General features: G+C 60.5%; 18 protein-coding genes and 1 pseudogene. 8 read left to right on the top strand and 11 right to left on the bottom strand.

What is annotated here, in order from left to right; all coding sequences use genetic code 11:
* Positions 1-16 precede the first annotated feature (16 nt).
* The 5 genes from HGP31_RS22430 (at position 17) to HGP31_RS22415 (ending at position 3,630) form a co-directional block, all read left to right on the top strand.
* On the top strand, positions 17-499 hold the full coding sequence (locus tag HGP31_RS22430; protein WP_020795953.1) for a GNAT family N-acetyltransferase: 483 nt from the start codon (positions 17-19) through the stop codon (positions 497-499).
* Positions 500-556: 57 nt separating this feature from the next.
* On the top strand, positions 557-1,969 hold the full coding sequence (locus HGP31_RS22425; RefSeq protein ID WP_168758706.1) for an aspartate aminotransferase family protein: 1,413 nt from the start codon (positions 557-559) through the stop codon (positions 1,967-1,969).
* Between the two features lie 81 nt (positions 1,970-2,050).
* On the top strand, positions 2,051-2,278 hold the full coding sequence (locus tag HGP31_RS22420) for an MbtH family protein (RefSeq protein ID WP_033041979.1): 228 nt from the start codon (positions 2,051-2,053) through the stop codon (positions 2,276-2,278).
* A gap of 213 nt (positions 2,279-2,491) precedes the next feature.
* Positions 2,492-2,797, top strand: coding sequence for a transposase (locus HGP31_RS30625; protein ID WP_225441856.1), 306 nt, complete (start codon positions 2,492-2,494; stop codon positions 2,795-2,797).
* The gene (locus HGP31_RS22415) at positions 2,794-3,630 is read left to right on the top strand and encodes an IS3 family transposase (RefSeq protein WP_240963500.1); all 837 of its coding nucleotides are present in this window, start codon (positions 2,794-2,796) and stop codon (positions 3,628-3,630) included. Before HGP31_RS30625 ends, HGP31_RS22415 begins: the two co-directional genes overlap by 4 nt.
* 217 nt (positions 3,631-3,847) lie before the next feature.
* Here HGP31_RS22415 and HGP31_RS22410 read toward each other — a convergent pair whose 3' ends face one another.
* From HGP31_RS22410 to HGP31_RS22370, 9 genes are all read right to left on the bottom strand, one after another.
* Positions 3,848-4,750, bottom strand: a complete 903-nt coding sequence (locus tag HGP31_RS22410) for a metal ABC transporter substrate-binding protein (protein ID WP_083349560.1) — start codon at positions 4,748-4,750, stop codon at positions 3,848-3,850.
* Positions 4,751-5,650: a metal ABC transporter permease gene (locus HGP31_RS22405; protein WP_033041974.1), complete on the bottom strand. Its 900-nt coding sequence runs from the start codon at positions 5,648-5,650 to the stop codon at positions 4,751-4,753.
* Entirely contained in the window at positions 5,650-6,495 is an 846-nt protein-coding gene (locus HGP31_RS22400; protein ID WP_240963499.1) for a metal ABC transporter ATP-binding protein, read from the bottom strand. The genes HGP31_RS22405 and HGP31_RS22400 overlap by 1 nt, the downstream gene beginning before the upstream one ends.
* Positions 6,492-7,418 carry a metal ABC transporter substrate-binding protein gene (locus tag HGP31_RS22395; protein ID WP_168758705.1) on the bottom strand — a complete coding sequence of 309 codons (927 nt, stop codon included), beginning with the start codon at positions 7,416-7,418 and terminating at the stop codon, positions 6,492-6,494. The genes HGP31_RS22400 and HGP31_RS22395 overlap by 4 nt, the downstream gene beginning before the upstream one ends.
* A 35-nt stretch (positions 7,419-7,453) precedes the next feature.
* On the bottom strand, positions 7,454-8,026 hold the full coding sequence (locus HGP31_RS22390) for a DUF6162 family protein (protein ID WP_168758704.1): 573 nt from the start codon (positions 8,024-8,026) through the stop codon (positions 7,454-7,456).
* A complete protein-coding gene (locus HGP31_RS22385) occupies positions 8,023-8,352 on the bottom strand; it encodes a hypothetical protein (RefSeq protein ID WP_033041967.1) in 330 nt (109 codons plus the stop codon). The genes HGP31_RS22390 and HGP31_RS22385 overlap by 4 nt, the downstream gene beginning before the upstream one ends.
* Positions 8,349-8,891: a hypothetical protein gene (locus tag HGP31_RS22380; RefSeq protein ID WP_020795962.1), complete on the bottom strand. Its 543-nt coding sequence runs from the start codon at positions 8,889-8,891 to the stop codon at positions 8,349-8,351. Before HGP31_RS22380 ends, HGP31_RS22385 begins: the two co-directional genes overlap by 4 nt.
* The gene (locus HGP31_RS22375) at positions 8,888-10,087 is read right to left on the bottom strand and encodes a PepSY-associated TM helix domain-containing protein (protein ID WP_033041963.1); all 1,200 of its coding nucleotides are present in this window, start codon (positions 10,085-10,087) and stop codon (positions 8,888-8,890) included. The genes HGP31_RS22380 and HGP31_RS22375 overlap by 4 nt, the downstream gene beginning before the upstream one ends.
* Before the next feature lie 289 nt (positions 10,088-10,376).
* Positions 10,377-10,835: a VOC family protein gene (locus HGP31_RS22370; protein WP_020795964.1), complete on the bottom strand. Its 459-nt coding sequence runs from the start codon at positions 10,833-10,835 to the stop codon at positions 10,377-10,379.
* A gap of 308 nt (positions 10,836-11,143) precedes the next feature.
* On the opposite strand from HGP31_RS22370, the pseudogene HGP31_RS30620 reads away from it, so the two are divergent.
* Both HGP31_RS30620 and HGP31_RS22365 read left to right on the top strand, forming a co-directional pair.
* A pseudogene (locus HGP31_RS30620) lies at positions 11,144-11,281 on the top strand (SfnB family sulfur acquisition oxidoreductase); the annotation flags it as partial.
* Complete coding sequence (locus HGP31_RS22365; protein ID WP_168758703.1) at positions 11,256-11,996, top strand: MetQ/NlpA family ABC transporter substrate-binding protein; 741 nt, start codon at positions 11,256-11,258, stop codon at positions 11,994-11,996. The pseudogene HGP31_RS30620 and the gene HGP31_RS22365, both read left to right, overlap by 26 nt.
* A 109-nt stretch (positions 11,997-12,105) precedes the next feature.
* On the opposite strand, the gene soxR is transcribed toward HGP31_RS22365, so the two are convergent.
* On the bottom strand, positions 12,106-12,579 hold the full coding sequence (soxR, locus tag HGP31_RS22360; protein WP_020795966.1) for a redox-sensitive transcriptional activator SoxR: 474 nt from the start codon (positions 12,577-12,579) through the stop codon (positions 12,106-12,108).
* A gap of 96 nt (positions 12,580-12,675) precedes the next feature.
* On the opposite strand from soxR, the gene HGP31_RS22355 reads away from it, so the two are divergent.
* On the top strand, positions 12,676-13,041 hold the full coding sequence (locus tag HGP31_RS22355) for an antibiotic biosynthesis monooxygenase (protein ID WP_020795967.1): 366 nt from the start codon (positions 12,676-12,678) through the stop codon (positions 13,039-13,041).
* Here the strand turns inward: HGP31_RS22355 and HGP31_RS22350 are convergent.
* Positions 13,038-14,141, bottom strand: a complete 1,104-nt coding sequence (locus tag HGP31_RS22350) for a sigma-54 interaction domain-containing protein (protein WP_020795968.1) — start codon at positions 14,139-14,141, stop codon at positions 13,038-13,040. The genes HGP31_RS22355 and HGP31_RS22350 overlap by 4 nt on opposite strands.
* Positions 14,142-14,163: the final 22 nt, after the last annotated feature.

Here is a 14,163-nt window from a genome sequence, read left to right as displayed (position 1 = left end):
CTGAGGTCACAGCATCATGGAAGCTTCGCTACACACCTGCCAGGCAACCCCGGCGGACGCCGGCATCATTTGTCGCATCATAAAGCGCTCCATCCGGGTCGGTTGCGTGCCCGACCACCGCAACAACCTGCGAACCGTTGCCAACTGGACCCATAACAAGACCATCGAACACATTCTTCCCTGGTTCACCGACCGGCGGTTGTACCTGAACATCGCGCTCTTGCAGGACAAACCCGTGGGTGTCGCCATGGCCTCCAGCAACGGCAAGGTAGCGTTCTGTTACGTACTGCCGGAATGGTTTCGTCGCGGGATCGGGAAAGCGCTGGTGCGCGATCTCGAAGGTTGGTTGATCGGTCAGGGGCTGCGGCATTCACGACTCAACAGCACCCGCACCGGCGAGGCTTTTTACCGGCGCCTGGGTTATCGGGCCTACGCCCAGGCGTTCGCGGTAGCGGGTCTCTATGCCATCCCCATGCACAAAGCGTTGGCTGTGGTCTAAATCCTCGGGCTCCCGGTGCGTTTCCAGAACAGGAAAACCTTATTGAGGGGTCGAGAGATGTCCGTCGCTACCAGGCTTGTGCAAGACCAGTCGGCCCGGTTTACTCCGGTGCCGGCCGACACGCTTTATCAGTTCAACGAATCGCCGTTGCTGGCGCGTCAAAGCCAGCAGGAGTCCAACGCCCGCAGCTATCCGCGCCGTATTCCCCTGGCACTCAAGCGCGCCAAGGGCCTGTATGTCGAAGATGTTGAGGGTCGCACGTTCATCGATTGCCTGGCCGGCGCCGGGACGCTGGCCCTGGGGCACAACCACCCGGTGGTGATCGAAGCGATCCAGCGCGTGCTGGCCGACGAACTGCCGCTGCACACCCTGGACCTGACCACGCCGGTTAAGGATCAATTCGTCCAGGACCTGTTCGGCTTGTTACCAAAAGCCTTGGCTGCACAAGCGAAGATCCAGTTTTGCGGTCCCACCGGCACCGATGCGGTGGAAGCCGCGCTGAAACTGGTGCGTACGGCCACCGGCCGCAGCACCGTGCTGTCATTCCAGGGCGGTTACCACGGCATGAGCCAGGGCGCGTTGAGCCTGATGGGCAGCCTTGGGCCGAAGAAGCCCCTGGGTGCGTTGCTTAGTAGCGGCGTGCAGTTCATGCCGTACCCTTACGATTACCGTTGCCCGTTTGGCCTGGGTGGCGCTCAGGGGGTGAAGGCCAACCTCCACTATCTGGAAAACCTGTTGAACGATCCCGAGGCCGGCGTGCAGCTGCCGGCTGCAGTGATCGTCGAAGTAGTGCAGGGGGAGGGTGGGGTCATCCCGGCCGATCTGGACTGGTTGCGCGGCTTGCGCCGGATTACCGAAAAAGCCGGCGTGGCGTTGATCGTCGACGAGATTCAGAGCGGCTTTGCCCGTACCGGCAAGATGTTCGCTTTCGAGCACGCCGGGATCATTCCGGACGTGGTAGTCATGTCCAAGGCAATCGGCGGCAGCTTGCCATTAGCCGTGGTGGTCTATCGCGACTGGCTCGACACCTGGCTGCCGGGCGCGCATGCCGGGACTTTCCGCGGCAATCAGATGGCGATGGCCGCCGGTTCCGCCGTGATGCATTACCTGGTCGAACACAAGGTTTGCGAACATGCCGCCGCCATGGGCAAACGCCTGAACGAGCACCTGCGCATCCTTCAGCGTGACTTCCCGCAGCTGGGTGATATTCGAGGTCGAGGCCTGATGCTCGGTGTGGAGCTGGTCGATCCGACCGGAGTGACGGATGCCCTGGGTCATCCTCCGGCGTTTGCGCGACTGGCGCCGTTGGTGCAGCGTGAATGCCTCAAGCGCGGCTTGATCCTTGAACTGGGCGGCCGCCTGGGTGCCGTGGTTCGCTTTCTGCCACCGCTGGTGATCACCGCCTCGGAAATTGATCGAGTGGCCGAGATTTTCGGCAGGGCATTGGCCGCTGCCACCGCCAGTCTCTAAATTTCCAGAGCCCTGGAACGTTCCTTCCATATAGCGGCTGCACACAGCGTACAGCCGACCCTGCAGCGATGGAGAGACAGCATGACGTCAGTATTCGACCGCGAGGACATCCTCTTTCAGGTCGTGGTCAACCATGAAGAGCAATACTCGATCTGGCCCGACTACAAAGCCGTGCCCGAGGGCTGGCGTACCGTGGGCAAAAGCGGGCTGAAAAAAGAATGCCTGGCCTATATTGAAGAGACTTGGACCGATATGCGTCCGCTGAGTCTGCGCCAGAAGATGGATGAGCAGGTGGCTGTGGCGCACTGAGTCAACGCCTGCAAACAAAAAGCCCGCTGAGCCGGTCTGGTCAGCGGGCTTTTTCATTCTGTAGGAGCGAGCGATGAGGCCCCGAGCACCAGACACTGCGGTGTAGCTGTCACACCGCGTTATCGTTCTCCGCCTGTAGGCGCGAGGCTGAACTGGCCTAATAATTCCGGACACCTCTTAAGGGCGATATGATTTCGCCAACTTGGAGGTTCCATGAACGAAAGAAAGGTCTATACCCGCGAGTTCAAGCTGCATGCTGCCAGCATGGTGCTTGATGATAACTGCTCAATTCCAGATGTTTGTGCATCGCTGGATATCGGGCCTACGGCTTTACGGCGCTGGGTCGATCAAGTCCGCAAGGAGCGCGAAGGCCAGCCAGTCAAGGGCACCAAGGCGATTACCGAAGATCAGCGCCAGATCCAGGAACTGAAAGCCAAAATCAAGCGCATGGAGATGGAAGCCGAGATCTTAAAAAAGGCTACCGCTCTCTTGATGTCGGATCCCGATCGTTTTCGATGATCGCGGAGCTAAGAGAGTTATTCCCGACGGCCGTGGTATGTCGTGTTTTTGGTGTGAAGCGCAGCAGCTTTTATGAGTGGATTCAGCGGCGAGCCCAACCACGGATCAGACGCGAAGAACTCAAGCTCAAAGTGGTTGAACTGCATGGCGAAAGCCGTGAAGCCATGGGTTCCAGAATGATTAGCAAGGAGTTGAAGTCCCAAAACATTCCCGTTGGACGCAGCCTTGTCAGAGCGCTGATGAGGGAGGCCAATATTGTCAGTAAACAACGCCAGCCTCACCCATTCAGATCCAAAGGAGTGGAAGCATTTGTCGCGGCCAATCTGCTCAAACGCAACTTCAAACCGACTGCAGTCGATCAGGTTTGGTGTGGCGACGTGACGAGCTTGATGGTGGGCAAGCGCTGGGTTCATCTGGCCATCGTGATTGATTTATATGCTCGTCGGGTCATTGGTTGGGCCTTTTCTCTGGTCAATGACGCCAACTTGGTCAGCAAGGCACTACGCATGGCGACAGAGGTACGCACGTGTCCTCCTGGGCTGATGTTTCACTCAGACCAGGGCTGTCAGTACACCAGTCGCAAGTTTCAAGAGGAACTGAAGCGCCACGGCATTTTGCAAAGCATGAGCCATCGCGGGCAGTGCTGGGACAATGCTCCAACAGAGCGTTTTTTCGGCACGCTGAAGTCAGAGTGGGTGCCGCGTGGCGGCTACAGCCTGATTGAAGAAGCTAAAACCGATATGGTGCGCTTCTTCATGTACTACAACCGCACCAGGCTCCATAGCTACAACAACTACCTGTCGCCAATAGCCATGGAGCAAAAAGCGGCATAAACACCGTAACCGGTGTCCGGGATTACTTGACCAGTTCATGCTTGCCCGCGAACCAGGCGCTGCGGCGTAGCTGTCACACTGAGTTATCGTTCTTCGCCTGTAGGAGCGAGGCTTGCCCGCGAACCAGACACTGCGGATTATCTGTCATACCGCGTTATCGTTCTTCGCCGGCAAGCCTGGCTCCTACGGGAAGAACGATAAAGCGGTGTATCTGGTGCTATGCTCCGCTCAACCCCTTGATCAGCAGATCCACATTTCCTTCCAGTTCCGCCACCGGATCAGCGGCGTCGACACTCAACACTACCAACCGACTCCCGGCCTCCGTAATCGCCGCTTTCACCGCGTCTGAGGGCTGCCGATGATGCAACACCACCGCCACATCATTGTCCTTGAGCGTCGCCTCCAATACCTTCAGCGCCTCTGGCGTCCATTCGGCATCCGGCCGTGCATCGAGCCCAACCAACTCCAGATTGAGTCCGCCGATCAGGTAGCCAAGGTGATCGCTGAGGCTCATCACGCTGAGGTTGTCCGTGGCAGCAAGGCGCGCTTCGCTGTCGGCGCTGAGTTTGAGCAACCGCTGTTTCAGCGTCGCCAGGTTCGCCTCGATCGCAGGTTTGGCCTTGGGGGCCAGGCGCACCAGGTCCGCCGCCATCACGTCGGCCATGCGTCCCATGTTGTTGCTGGCCAGCCACGGCTGACTGTTCAAGCCATCGACCTTGCTGCCCGGCTGCACGGCAATGCCGGGCAGGGCGCCATCCACTGGACGCGCGGCGTCGACTTCGATGATGCGGATGTTGCTGCGCCGGGAAATCGGGTACAGCGGATCGTCCGGCCACAGCGAGCGCAAGCCGATCACCGCATCGGCGCCGGTCGCCAGCTTGGCCAGCGCCGGAGCGCCACGTCCGGTGAAGTAGGCGGTCTGGCGGCTGCCAGGCAGGTTGGCTGGCGCCGCGCGCTCAAGGCTGACATCGGTGCCTCTGAGCAGCACTTCGCCCAGGCCGTAGGTGATCGGCAATGAAGCCAGCACCCGCAAAGGTTTGCTGCTGTCAGCGCCGATGGCGGTTGTGGCCAGCCCGCACAGGGCGAGCGCCAGGGTCAGTTGTCGCAGAGAAAATGACATTTATCCAAGGTTCCCTTTGAGGCTGGGGACGACGCCGCGCGCGATGGCGGCCAGGGCAAAGGCGATACCGGCCACCAGGATGATCGCGGCACCGGACGGGATCGGCAGGTCAAAGACAATCGGTGCGAGAATCCCGCACAGCGTGCTCACGGTGGCGATCAGTACCGAGCACCAGAAGAAGCCCTTCAGTGACTGGCTGAGCAGGCGCGCCGCCGCGGCCGGTATCACCAGTAACGCACCAACGAGGATGGCGCCGATGACTTTCACGGCGGCGACAGTGATCAGCGTTACCAGAATTACGAACAGATAATCCAGGGACTTCACCGCCACCCCGCGCACTGCCGCCAATTGCGGGTTGAAGCTGGCGAGCATGATACGGTTGTACAGTGGCAAGGCCAGGGCCATGACCAGCGAACCGACGATGGCCAGCACCAGCAGGTCATTGCCGTTGACCGTCAGCACCGATCCGAACAGTACGTTCTCGAGGATGTGCACGTTGATTTTGCCCGCCAGGATCAGCAGCAGACTGGCACCCAACGCCAACGACACGGACAGAAACACACCGATCAACGTATCCGGCGCCAGGCCCGTGCGGTTGCGCAGGTAGTTGAGCAAGATGCCGAACAGCAGGCAGTAGCCGAACAAGCTGCCGTATGGCCCGGTGTAGGGTTCGCCCAGGAGGATGCCGATGGCCACGCCGGTCAGTGCCGCGTGGCCCACCGCTTCGGAAAAAAACGCGAAGCGCTTGACCACCACCAGGGTGCCCAGACCGCCCAGCACCGGGCCGATCAACAGGCCGGCGAGCAAGGCGTTGACGACAAATCCATAGGCCAGCGCCTCAGGCAGATAACCCGACGAGGCCCACCCCTGGACCATCAATCGAAAGGCTTCGTAACTCATCAGGCAGCGCTCCGTGGATGGGTCGAAAACAAGGAGAGCAGGCGATCGGGGGTCAGCGCTTGTCGTGGCGTGGCGTCGAACAGCACGCGGCGATTCAGCCCGGTGACGTGATCGGCCAGGCGTCCGACCGCTTCCAGGTCGTGCTCGATCCACAGCACGGTGATGCCCGCCGCACGCCAATCGTCCAGCAAGCGTTCGAACACGCGGATGCCGGCTTCATCAAGGGCCGACATCGGTTCGTCGAGCACCAGCAGTTGCGGCGCCGGAATCAGTCCTTGCGCCAACAACACCCGCTGACGCTCGCCTCCCGACAGCGCGCCCATGCGGCGCTTGCGCTTGTCCTGCATGCCGACCCGCTCCAGCGCGTCGCCAATCGCCTTCGCGTAGTGCTTGCTCAAGCCAAGGAACGCCGGGCGTCGCTGGCACATCGCGGCCATGAAATCGTCAACGGTCATTGGCAGGCCGCGATCGAATTCCAGCGCCTGGGGCACGTAGCCGATCGTTCCCGGCTCGCCTGGCCATTGCAGGCTCAAGCGGCCCTGGTGCGGCATCTGTCCGAGCAGGGTCTTGATCAACGAACTTTTACCGCCGCCGTTGGGGCCTACCAACGCATGCACACTACCGGGCCTCACTTGAAACGTGACGTGGTCGAGGATGGTCGTGCGACCGAGGGTCAGGCTGATGTCGGCGAAATCCAGGGTCGGACCCGAAACCTGCAGGCGTGAGTCTGCTCGCGTTTGTGCTGTGTCATTCAATGATGAAGTCGCCTGACTGGACGCCTTCGCGAGCAGGCTCGCTCCCACAGGGGATTGGGCATCGCCCGGGATGGTTGCTTTCGATGTCATGCCCCGGACTCCTGGATCGCCCGCACCACGGTATTGAGGTTGCCAGTCATTTCCTTTTCGTACTTGTCGGCGGTGTATTCGCCGTAGGAGATATGCGACAGCGGATACAGCTTCACCCCGGATTCGCGCTGGATGGTGTCGACATAGGTGGAGGGGAAATCCATCTCCGAAAAGATCACTTTCACGTCCAGTTCACGCAGTTGGTCGATGGTCTTTTTCAGCTGGCTGGGGCTGGGTTCGATGCCGTGGGCCGGCTCGACCACCGCAGTCACTTCCAGGCCGAATTCGCGCAGCAGGTAATCGTAGGCGGCGTGAACCGTGGCCACGCGCAACTCGGCGTTCGGCGCCGCGGTCAATTTGGCGAGGGCGTCGGCGCGCATCTTGCGCAGGCGCTTGCCGTAGGCGCGGGCGTTCTCGGTGTAGGTCCTGGCGTTGGCCGGGTCGAGTTTTCCCAGTTCACGGGCGATATTGTTGACCTGGGCAATCGAGGCGCTGATCGACAGGAAGGTATGCGGGTTGACCACTTTGCCCGCGCCACGCGCGGCGACGCCGGTGGCAGCCAGCAGCGGTACGTTTTCGTTGGCCTCGATCACCGGCACGTTCGGCGTTTCACTGGCAGCGATCATACGGTCGGCGAAGTCGTCATGGCCGACGCCGTTGAGCACGATCACGTCGAGCCCGCTGATACGCTTGATATCCTCGGCCCGTGGTTCGTAGGCATGGGGATTGAAGCCGGCGGGAATCAGCGGCACCACCTCGGCCTTGTCGCCGACAATGTTGGCCACATAGCTGTAATACGGGTGCAGGGTGATGCCGATGCGCAGGCGCTTGGCCTCATCGGCGCTGGCCAGGGGTGTCAACAGGCAGGCCAGCAGGCCGATCAGTGACAGGCACAGGAAAGAACGTAGCGATGAAATAGGCATGGGAAAGCGGTCTTCTCTCGGAGGAAGGCGAAGGTTCAGTGCCGGTGCTGGCGGGTCACGCCGGCATCGAATTGCGCGACGACCTGTTGCCAGCCGGCGCCTTCAAGCGTGGCATCGCTGAGGTCGACAGGGGCCTTGAGGTCGGCGGCGCGGTTGAGCCAGATGTCCGGGGCGTCGTCGTTCGCACTCAGGCGCATCAGGAACGAGCCCGCCACGTCGACGCTCTGGCTCTGCCCGAAGTACGCCCCGGCCTCGAGCAATTGCCAGGCATGGCCACCACGACTGACTGAGCTGGCGTCCCGGGCAAAGGGGGCAAATCCTTCATCGGCGAGGCTTTCAGGTGTCGGCAGGCTGTGTTGTTCCTGGCGCAGCAGGTGAATCTCATCCAGAGTCACGCGTAAATCGGCGTAGATGCCTTGTTCGGAAGCGCTCAGATCGCGGCGGGCATCCAGTTGATGACTGTTGACGCTGCTCACTTGCGGCGACTCGCCGCGCCAGGCGACTACTGAACCTGCCACCGCCAGGATCATCAGGCACAACAGCAATACATAGAGGGTTTCATGGCCGGCGCCGGCCGGGCGGACGATGTGCGTGGTTGGCGTACTCATGGGCTTTCGATGTCCGCCTGGTCGATCTCGACTACGTGGCCGGGGCCTGCGTCGAACAGCACATAGAACTCGGCACCGGGCTTCTTGAAGGTCAAGGTCGAGTCGGCCCCGAGCTTGCCCGGCACCAAAATGGTTTCGTCGTAGCCGATCACGTCCAGGGTCACGCCAGGTGCACCGCTGCCGTCGGAAAAACCGCCGGTGCACTTGATCTGCTCGGCGTCGATGGCCTTGCACTCGCACATCGGGTTGTGCGCCAGGGCGCTGGCGCTGAAGCCGGCACTAAGTACCAGCAACGCGGCGCTCATAGGGCGGATGAGGTTGATCATGGTTTGCCTCCTTGGGTGGACAGCCAGGCGAGGGTGGCGGGGGAGGCCTGGCTCAGAGGAATGGATGCCTGATGCATGGAGCCGTCCCAGCCTTCCATGGTGATCCACAGTTCGGCGTCGGCCTTGGTTTTTGCCGGGACCGGCAGCATGGCGCCCATACGGTAGGGCGTGCCGAAGAAAATCACTCCGGCGGCGCGCAGGCTGCGGGGCTTGCCGATGCGCAGGTAAGTCGCCTTGACCTGCTCGCGACAGCTGTCGCATAGCGCGGCGTTGAAGCTCTTCATGTAGCCGGCCGGGCCATCGGGCCGTGGTGCTTCATTACGAAGTTCGGCCAGGCGCAGGCTCCAGGGGCCGACCTGGACTTCGCCGATTTCCCGCTCGCCCAGGCCCGTATCACCGCGAAACAGCGCGGCATCGGCGAAGTACTTGGGCATGAAACCCAGCGGCACCAGCAGCAGCAGAACGTTGATGTGGAAACGCCATTTGTGCCAGAAGCGGCTCAGCGTCGAACGGGTTGCGTGCGTGGGGACCTGGCTCATTGGCTGATCTCCGTGGTTCCAGCGCTGCTCGCCGTAGCAGCCTCGTCGCGTGGTCGTTTGTTGCTGCGCTTGAGGGCGTTGGCCGTGGCCAGGGCGGTGCGCTTGGTCCAGATCAGCAGGCCGCTGAGCACCATCATGCTCAACAGCAGGCCGAAGAAGCACCAGATCAGCTTGATCCAGATTCCGCCGAAATCACCGGTGTGCAGCGGACGCATGGATTCGGTCACGAACTCCAGGCTCGAGCGGTCCGACAGCAGGCGCGTGGCGGCGACTTCGCCAGTGTAGGGATTGATGTCGGCTGTCTGGAACATCAGCGGATACCAACTGCGCCCGCCCACCGACAGGTAGCTGTAGGCGTTGGCCGGCATACTCACAAAGCTCTCGTCGAGCCCCGGGATGCGCGCCTTGGCCTCGCGGATCGCCGCCTCCAGGCTGATCATCGGCGTGGGCGATCCATCGGTGGTGAGCGGCACGCTTTCACGCGGGACCACGGCCGCCACCGGCGCGGTGGAGATGGAAATCTGGTTATCGAACATGAACGCTTCGATCAGGAACCAGGTGCTGGTGACGGAAATAACCGCGATGAACCAGATCGACCAGATGCCGCTGAGGCGATGGAAATCTCCCCAGAAAATCCGTGCGCCTTGGCGAATGCGCAGGGTTGGCCGGAAAAAGCCTTTCCAGAAGCGCTTGTACACCACCAGGCCTGTCACCAGGGAGGCCAGCATCGGCAGGCTGAGGAACGACACCAGGTACCAGCCCCAACTGTAGCCGTTGGTGAACGGCACCAGCCACCAGCCGTGCAGGGCACGGGTGAAGGCCTGGAAGTTGAATTGCGGGGCGGGGCCCTGGATGGCGCCGGTGTATGGGTTGACGTACACCGTCAACTCACGCCCATCGGGGTAGTTGACGCGAACGTCCAGCGCGAAATGTGCTTCGTCGGGGCGGCTGATGCTGTCGACGATGATGTCGGGTTCGGCTTGCTTGATCGCGGCAACGATCTGGTCGTAATTGAGCCGTGGCGCGTCATCCGCCGGTTGGCTGGCACGCATTTGCGGATTGGCCAGCCAGACGATCTCCTGGCTGACCACCGCCAGCGTGCCGGTCACACAGACGATCAGCACGAAAAACCAGATCGGCAGTGCCAGCCAGCTGTGGACCAGGAACCAGATTTTTGAGCGGGATTTCTTCGACATGATTGAGGCGTCTTATATCGATGAAGGGCCTCTGCTACGGGCTTCGCAGCGATGAGGTCCATGGACGGTCCGGTCGTGGCTTTTGCCCACGCGACAGGACTGCATCTATATAGGACGGATGAGCACCCGAAATCCCGAAGGGTGATATGAAAGAAAATGTTTCGTGTTTCGTGTTTCGTGTTTCGTCGTAGGAGGTAGGCTTGCCCGCGAAGAACGATAATGCGGTCCGTCAGGTGCACCGCGGCGAACAGTTCGCCGGCAAGCCTGGCTCCTACAAGCTAACAGTGCGTCAGCCTTGCTGAAACATCTCTTTCGCCCGCTGCTCGATCTGCTCCTGGGTCAGATCCTCTTTACGTGTGGCCAGGAACCACAGGTGCCCGTAGGGATCCCTCAAGGTCCCGGAACGGTCGCCGTAAAATTGATCCTTGACCTCTGACACCACGATGCCGCCAGCCTCGATCGCCTGTTTGTAGGACTTGTCCACATCGGTCACGTACAGATGCAAGCCTACCGACGGCGAGTTGTCTGGATTGCTCAGCGGCCCTTGATCGCAGGGTGTGCCGAGCATGATCGGGCAGTCGCCGATGCGCAGTTCGGCGTGGCCGATGCCGCCATCGGGCATGGCCAGGCGCATGACCTCGATGGCGCCGAAGGCTTTTTTGTAGAACTCGATGGCTTCGGCGGCTTTTTGAATGCCCAGGTATGGGGTGATGCTGTGATAACCCTCTGGAATCGGTTTAACGCTCATGATGGTTCTCCCTTTTCTTGTGGATTGAAGATCGCTCTCCAGCCGAACAATTGTAGGAGTTGCCGCAGGCTGCGATCTTTTGTTTTGATCTTCAGCATGTTTCAAGTTTCCAAAAAGATTGTCCCGACGCGCTCCGAACCTGAGGGTTCATCGACACTGTTCAGCCACCAACAGTGAAGCAGCAGATTGCCTGACTTCGTCACGAAGAAATCTTCGAAATAGCCTGAACCCCCTTTGAACACTGACCTGCGCCATCAGGCACGGAAGCTGCAATGACCTTCGATAAACACTGGTATCGAGAGCCTTGCATGTCCCAATCTGCCGTTTATCCGATCAACCCGCCGGCCGCCCACCGGATCGCCGACGAAGCCGAAGCGCTGCGGGTAGCTGAACAGGTCGCCGCCATCCTGCTGGAGCAAGATGCGGAACGCGATCGTTCACGCCGACGAAAAACTGACCGTCGGCGCCACCCCGGTGCCGCACGCGGAAATCCTCGAATTCGTCAAACCGACGCTGGCCAAGGAAGGCGTAGACCTGGACATCAAGGTGTTCACCGATTTCATCCAGCCCAACCAGCAGCTCGCGCTGAAGAATCTCGACGCCAACTATTACCAGTATCGGCCGTTCCTCGATGACTACAACAAGACCCGTCACACCGACCTGGTGCCGGTGGTGGGCGTGCACATCGAGCCGTTCGGTGCTTACTCGACCAAAATCAAAAACATCACCGAGCTCAAGGACGGCGCCACCGTTTCGATCCCCAACGACCCGGTCAATACCGGTCGTGCCTTGGTGCTCTTGCACGAAACGGGTCTGATCAAACTCAAGGACCCCGGCAACACCCTGGCGACCCAGCGGGACATCGTTGAAAACCCCAAGCACCTGAAAATCCGTGAACTGGAGGGCGCATTGCTGGCGCGTTCGGTGAGTCAGGTCGACCTGGCGTTCGTCTTCGCCAACTACGCCCTGGAGGCCGGGATCGATACCAACAGTGCCTTGATCGTGGAGAAGGGCAAGAGCCTTTACATCGAGTTCCTGGTGGCACGGCCGGACAACATCAACGATCCGGGCCTGCGGAAACTGGCCAAGGCGTTGAACTCCGATGAGGTGCGCCAGTTCATCCTGACTCGTTACAAAGGCCAGATCGCGCCGGGGTTCTAATCTTCGTCGCCTGGCAGACCGCTTCGCGAGCAAGCCCGCTCCCACCTTTTGACCGAGTTCTTCAGGTGGAACCTAGTCGAATGTGGGAGCGGGCTTGCTCGCGAAGGGCTCAACTCATTCTTGGATCGATTCCCGATTCCAGCAGTTGCGCCCCTGGTCCCTGCTCCCCCAGCACATCCCCAAAATTACGCAACGGACAGGCCTCCATCGACAAACACCCACAGCCAATGCAGCCATTGAGTTTGTCGCGCAACAACGTCAACTGATTGATCCGCTCATCCAGATCCCGACCCCACTGCGCCGACATATCCTTCCAATCCGCCGCCGTCGGTGCACGGTTATCCGGCAGTGCCTTGAGTGCCTCGCCAATCTCCGCCAACGGAATGCCCAGCCGCTGGGCCACCTTGATCAACGCCACCCGCCGCAGCACTTCCCTTGGATAGCGCCGTTGGTTGCCCTGGTTGCGATTGCTCCTGATCAACCCCTTGGATTCATAAAAGTGCAGCGCCGTGACTGCGACGCCGCTACGGGCGGCCAATTGGCCGACGCTGAGTTCCTTATGCAGGTTTTCCAAGGTGATCATTTGAAAAATGCCTCTTGACCTTTACTTAACTGGAGGTTTTACCCTGCACACCTTCGGATCGCAAGATTCGCCTTGCACCTGAGTGGGGGATTATTCATGCACGCGCCAGCGAAACATCGCAGCTTCACCCAACTGATCGAATTCGAAATCGAACCGCAACAGCAATCGGCCCTGGTGTCAGCGCTGTCGCGGCAGACCGAGCGTCTGGCCCAGCACCACAGCGGCTTTCTGAGTGCCAGCATCCAGGCCAGCGAAGACGGGCGACGGGTGCTCAACTACCTGCAATGGCAAACCCGCGAGGCGGGGGAGGCGGCGTTTCAGGCGTTCGAAAGCGGGGAACAGGATTTCTGGCAACTGATTCGCGCTCATCAGGCGAAGACCGTGACCTTCGGCTCGTTCCAGGTGCTGCACAGCCTGGAACGCAGCCCCGACCACGGGTTGCACTGCACGCTGGTGGGTTAGATCGACAGTTGCACCAAGCGCTCACCCTGAATGTTTTCTGCGGGCCGGCGTTTGTTCACCGCCAGTTCACCCATCTTGATCAGGCGCGTGCGGGTCACATTGCGGCTCAGCCCCAGCAGGGCGGCGGTGTGCACCTGGTTGTAATGGCTGAAACGATAGGCGGCGCGCATCAAGGCATCTTCGACTTTCTCATGCAGCGCGCCGGCCTGTTGGTCGAAGAGTTTCTGGAAGGCCCGGTCGAGCAGGGCTTCGGCGCAGTCGTCGACCTGGCTGTGATAGTCGTCCTGACGCTCGATGCGCATGTTCGACAGGCGCAGGTCATCGCGTTCGATCACGCCGTTACGGCAAATCAACAGGGTGTGGTGAATCACGTTTTCCAGTTCGCGGATATTGCCCGGCCAACTGTAGCTGCGCAGTTTCAGTTCGGCCTCTTTGCTGATGGTGATGTCGCCGTAACCCAGGCGCTGACTATAGGCATTGATGAAGTGACGCGTCAGCGGCAGGATGTCGCCCGGGCGATCGCGCAGCGGGCTCAGTTCCAGGCTGACGACGTCGAGCCGGTAATACAGGTCTTCGCGAAAGTGCCCGGCGTTGATGGCTTTTTCCAGTTGCACGTTGGTGGCCGCGAGCACGCGCACATCAATGGGAATACTCTTGCGCGACCCCAGGCGTACCACTTCTCGCTCCTGCAGCACGCGCAACAACTTGACCTGGATCGCCATCGGCAAGTCGCCGATTTCATCGAGGAACAACGTGCCCCCGTTGGCTTCCTCGAACCAGCCGGCCTTGGCGCTCAGGGCACCGGTAAATGCACCTTTTTCATGACCGAACAATTCGGCTTCGACCAGGGATTCAGAGAACGCACCGCAGTTCACCGCTACGAATGGCCGGTTACGCCGGGCGCTGAGATTGTGGATATGACGCGCCACCAACTCTTTTCCGGTGCCGGTTTCACCAATGATCAGCACGCTGGCATCACTGGGTGCGACTTGTTGCAAATGCGCCAGCAAGGCCTGGGATTTCGGATCTTCGAAGACCTGCGCCGTGGCGCGTATCGACGTGGCCAGAGCGGGCGAGGGCGGTAAGGTCAGCAGTTGCATGGGGGCACGCTCCTTGATGGGC

The sequence above is a fragment of the Pseudomonas umsongensis genome, from assembly GCF_012647205.1.
Classification (GTDB): Bacteria; Pseudomonadota; Gammaproteobacteria; order Pseudomonadales; family Pseudomonadaceae; genus Aquipseudomonas; species Aquipseudomonas umsongensis.
Note: the sequence above shows the minus strand (reverse complement) of the source record. Positions and strands in the feature narration are given on the sequence as shown.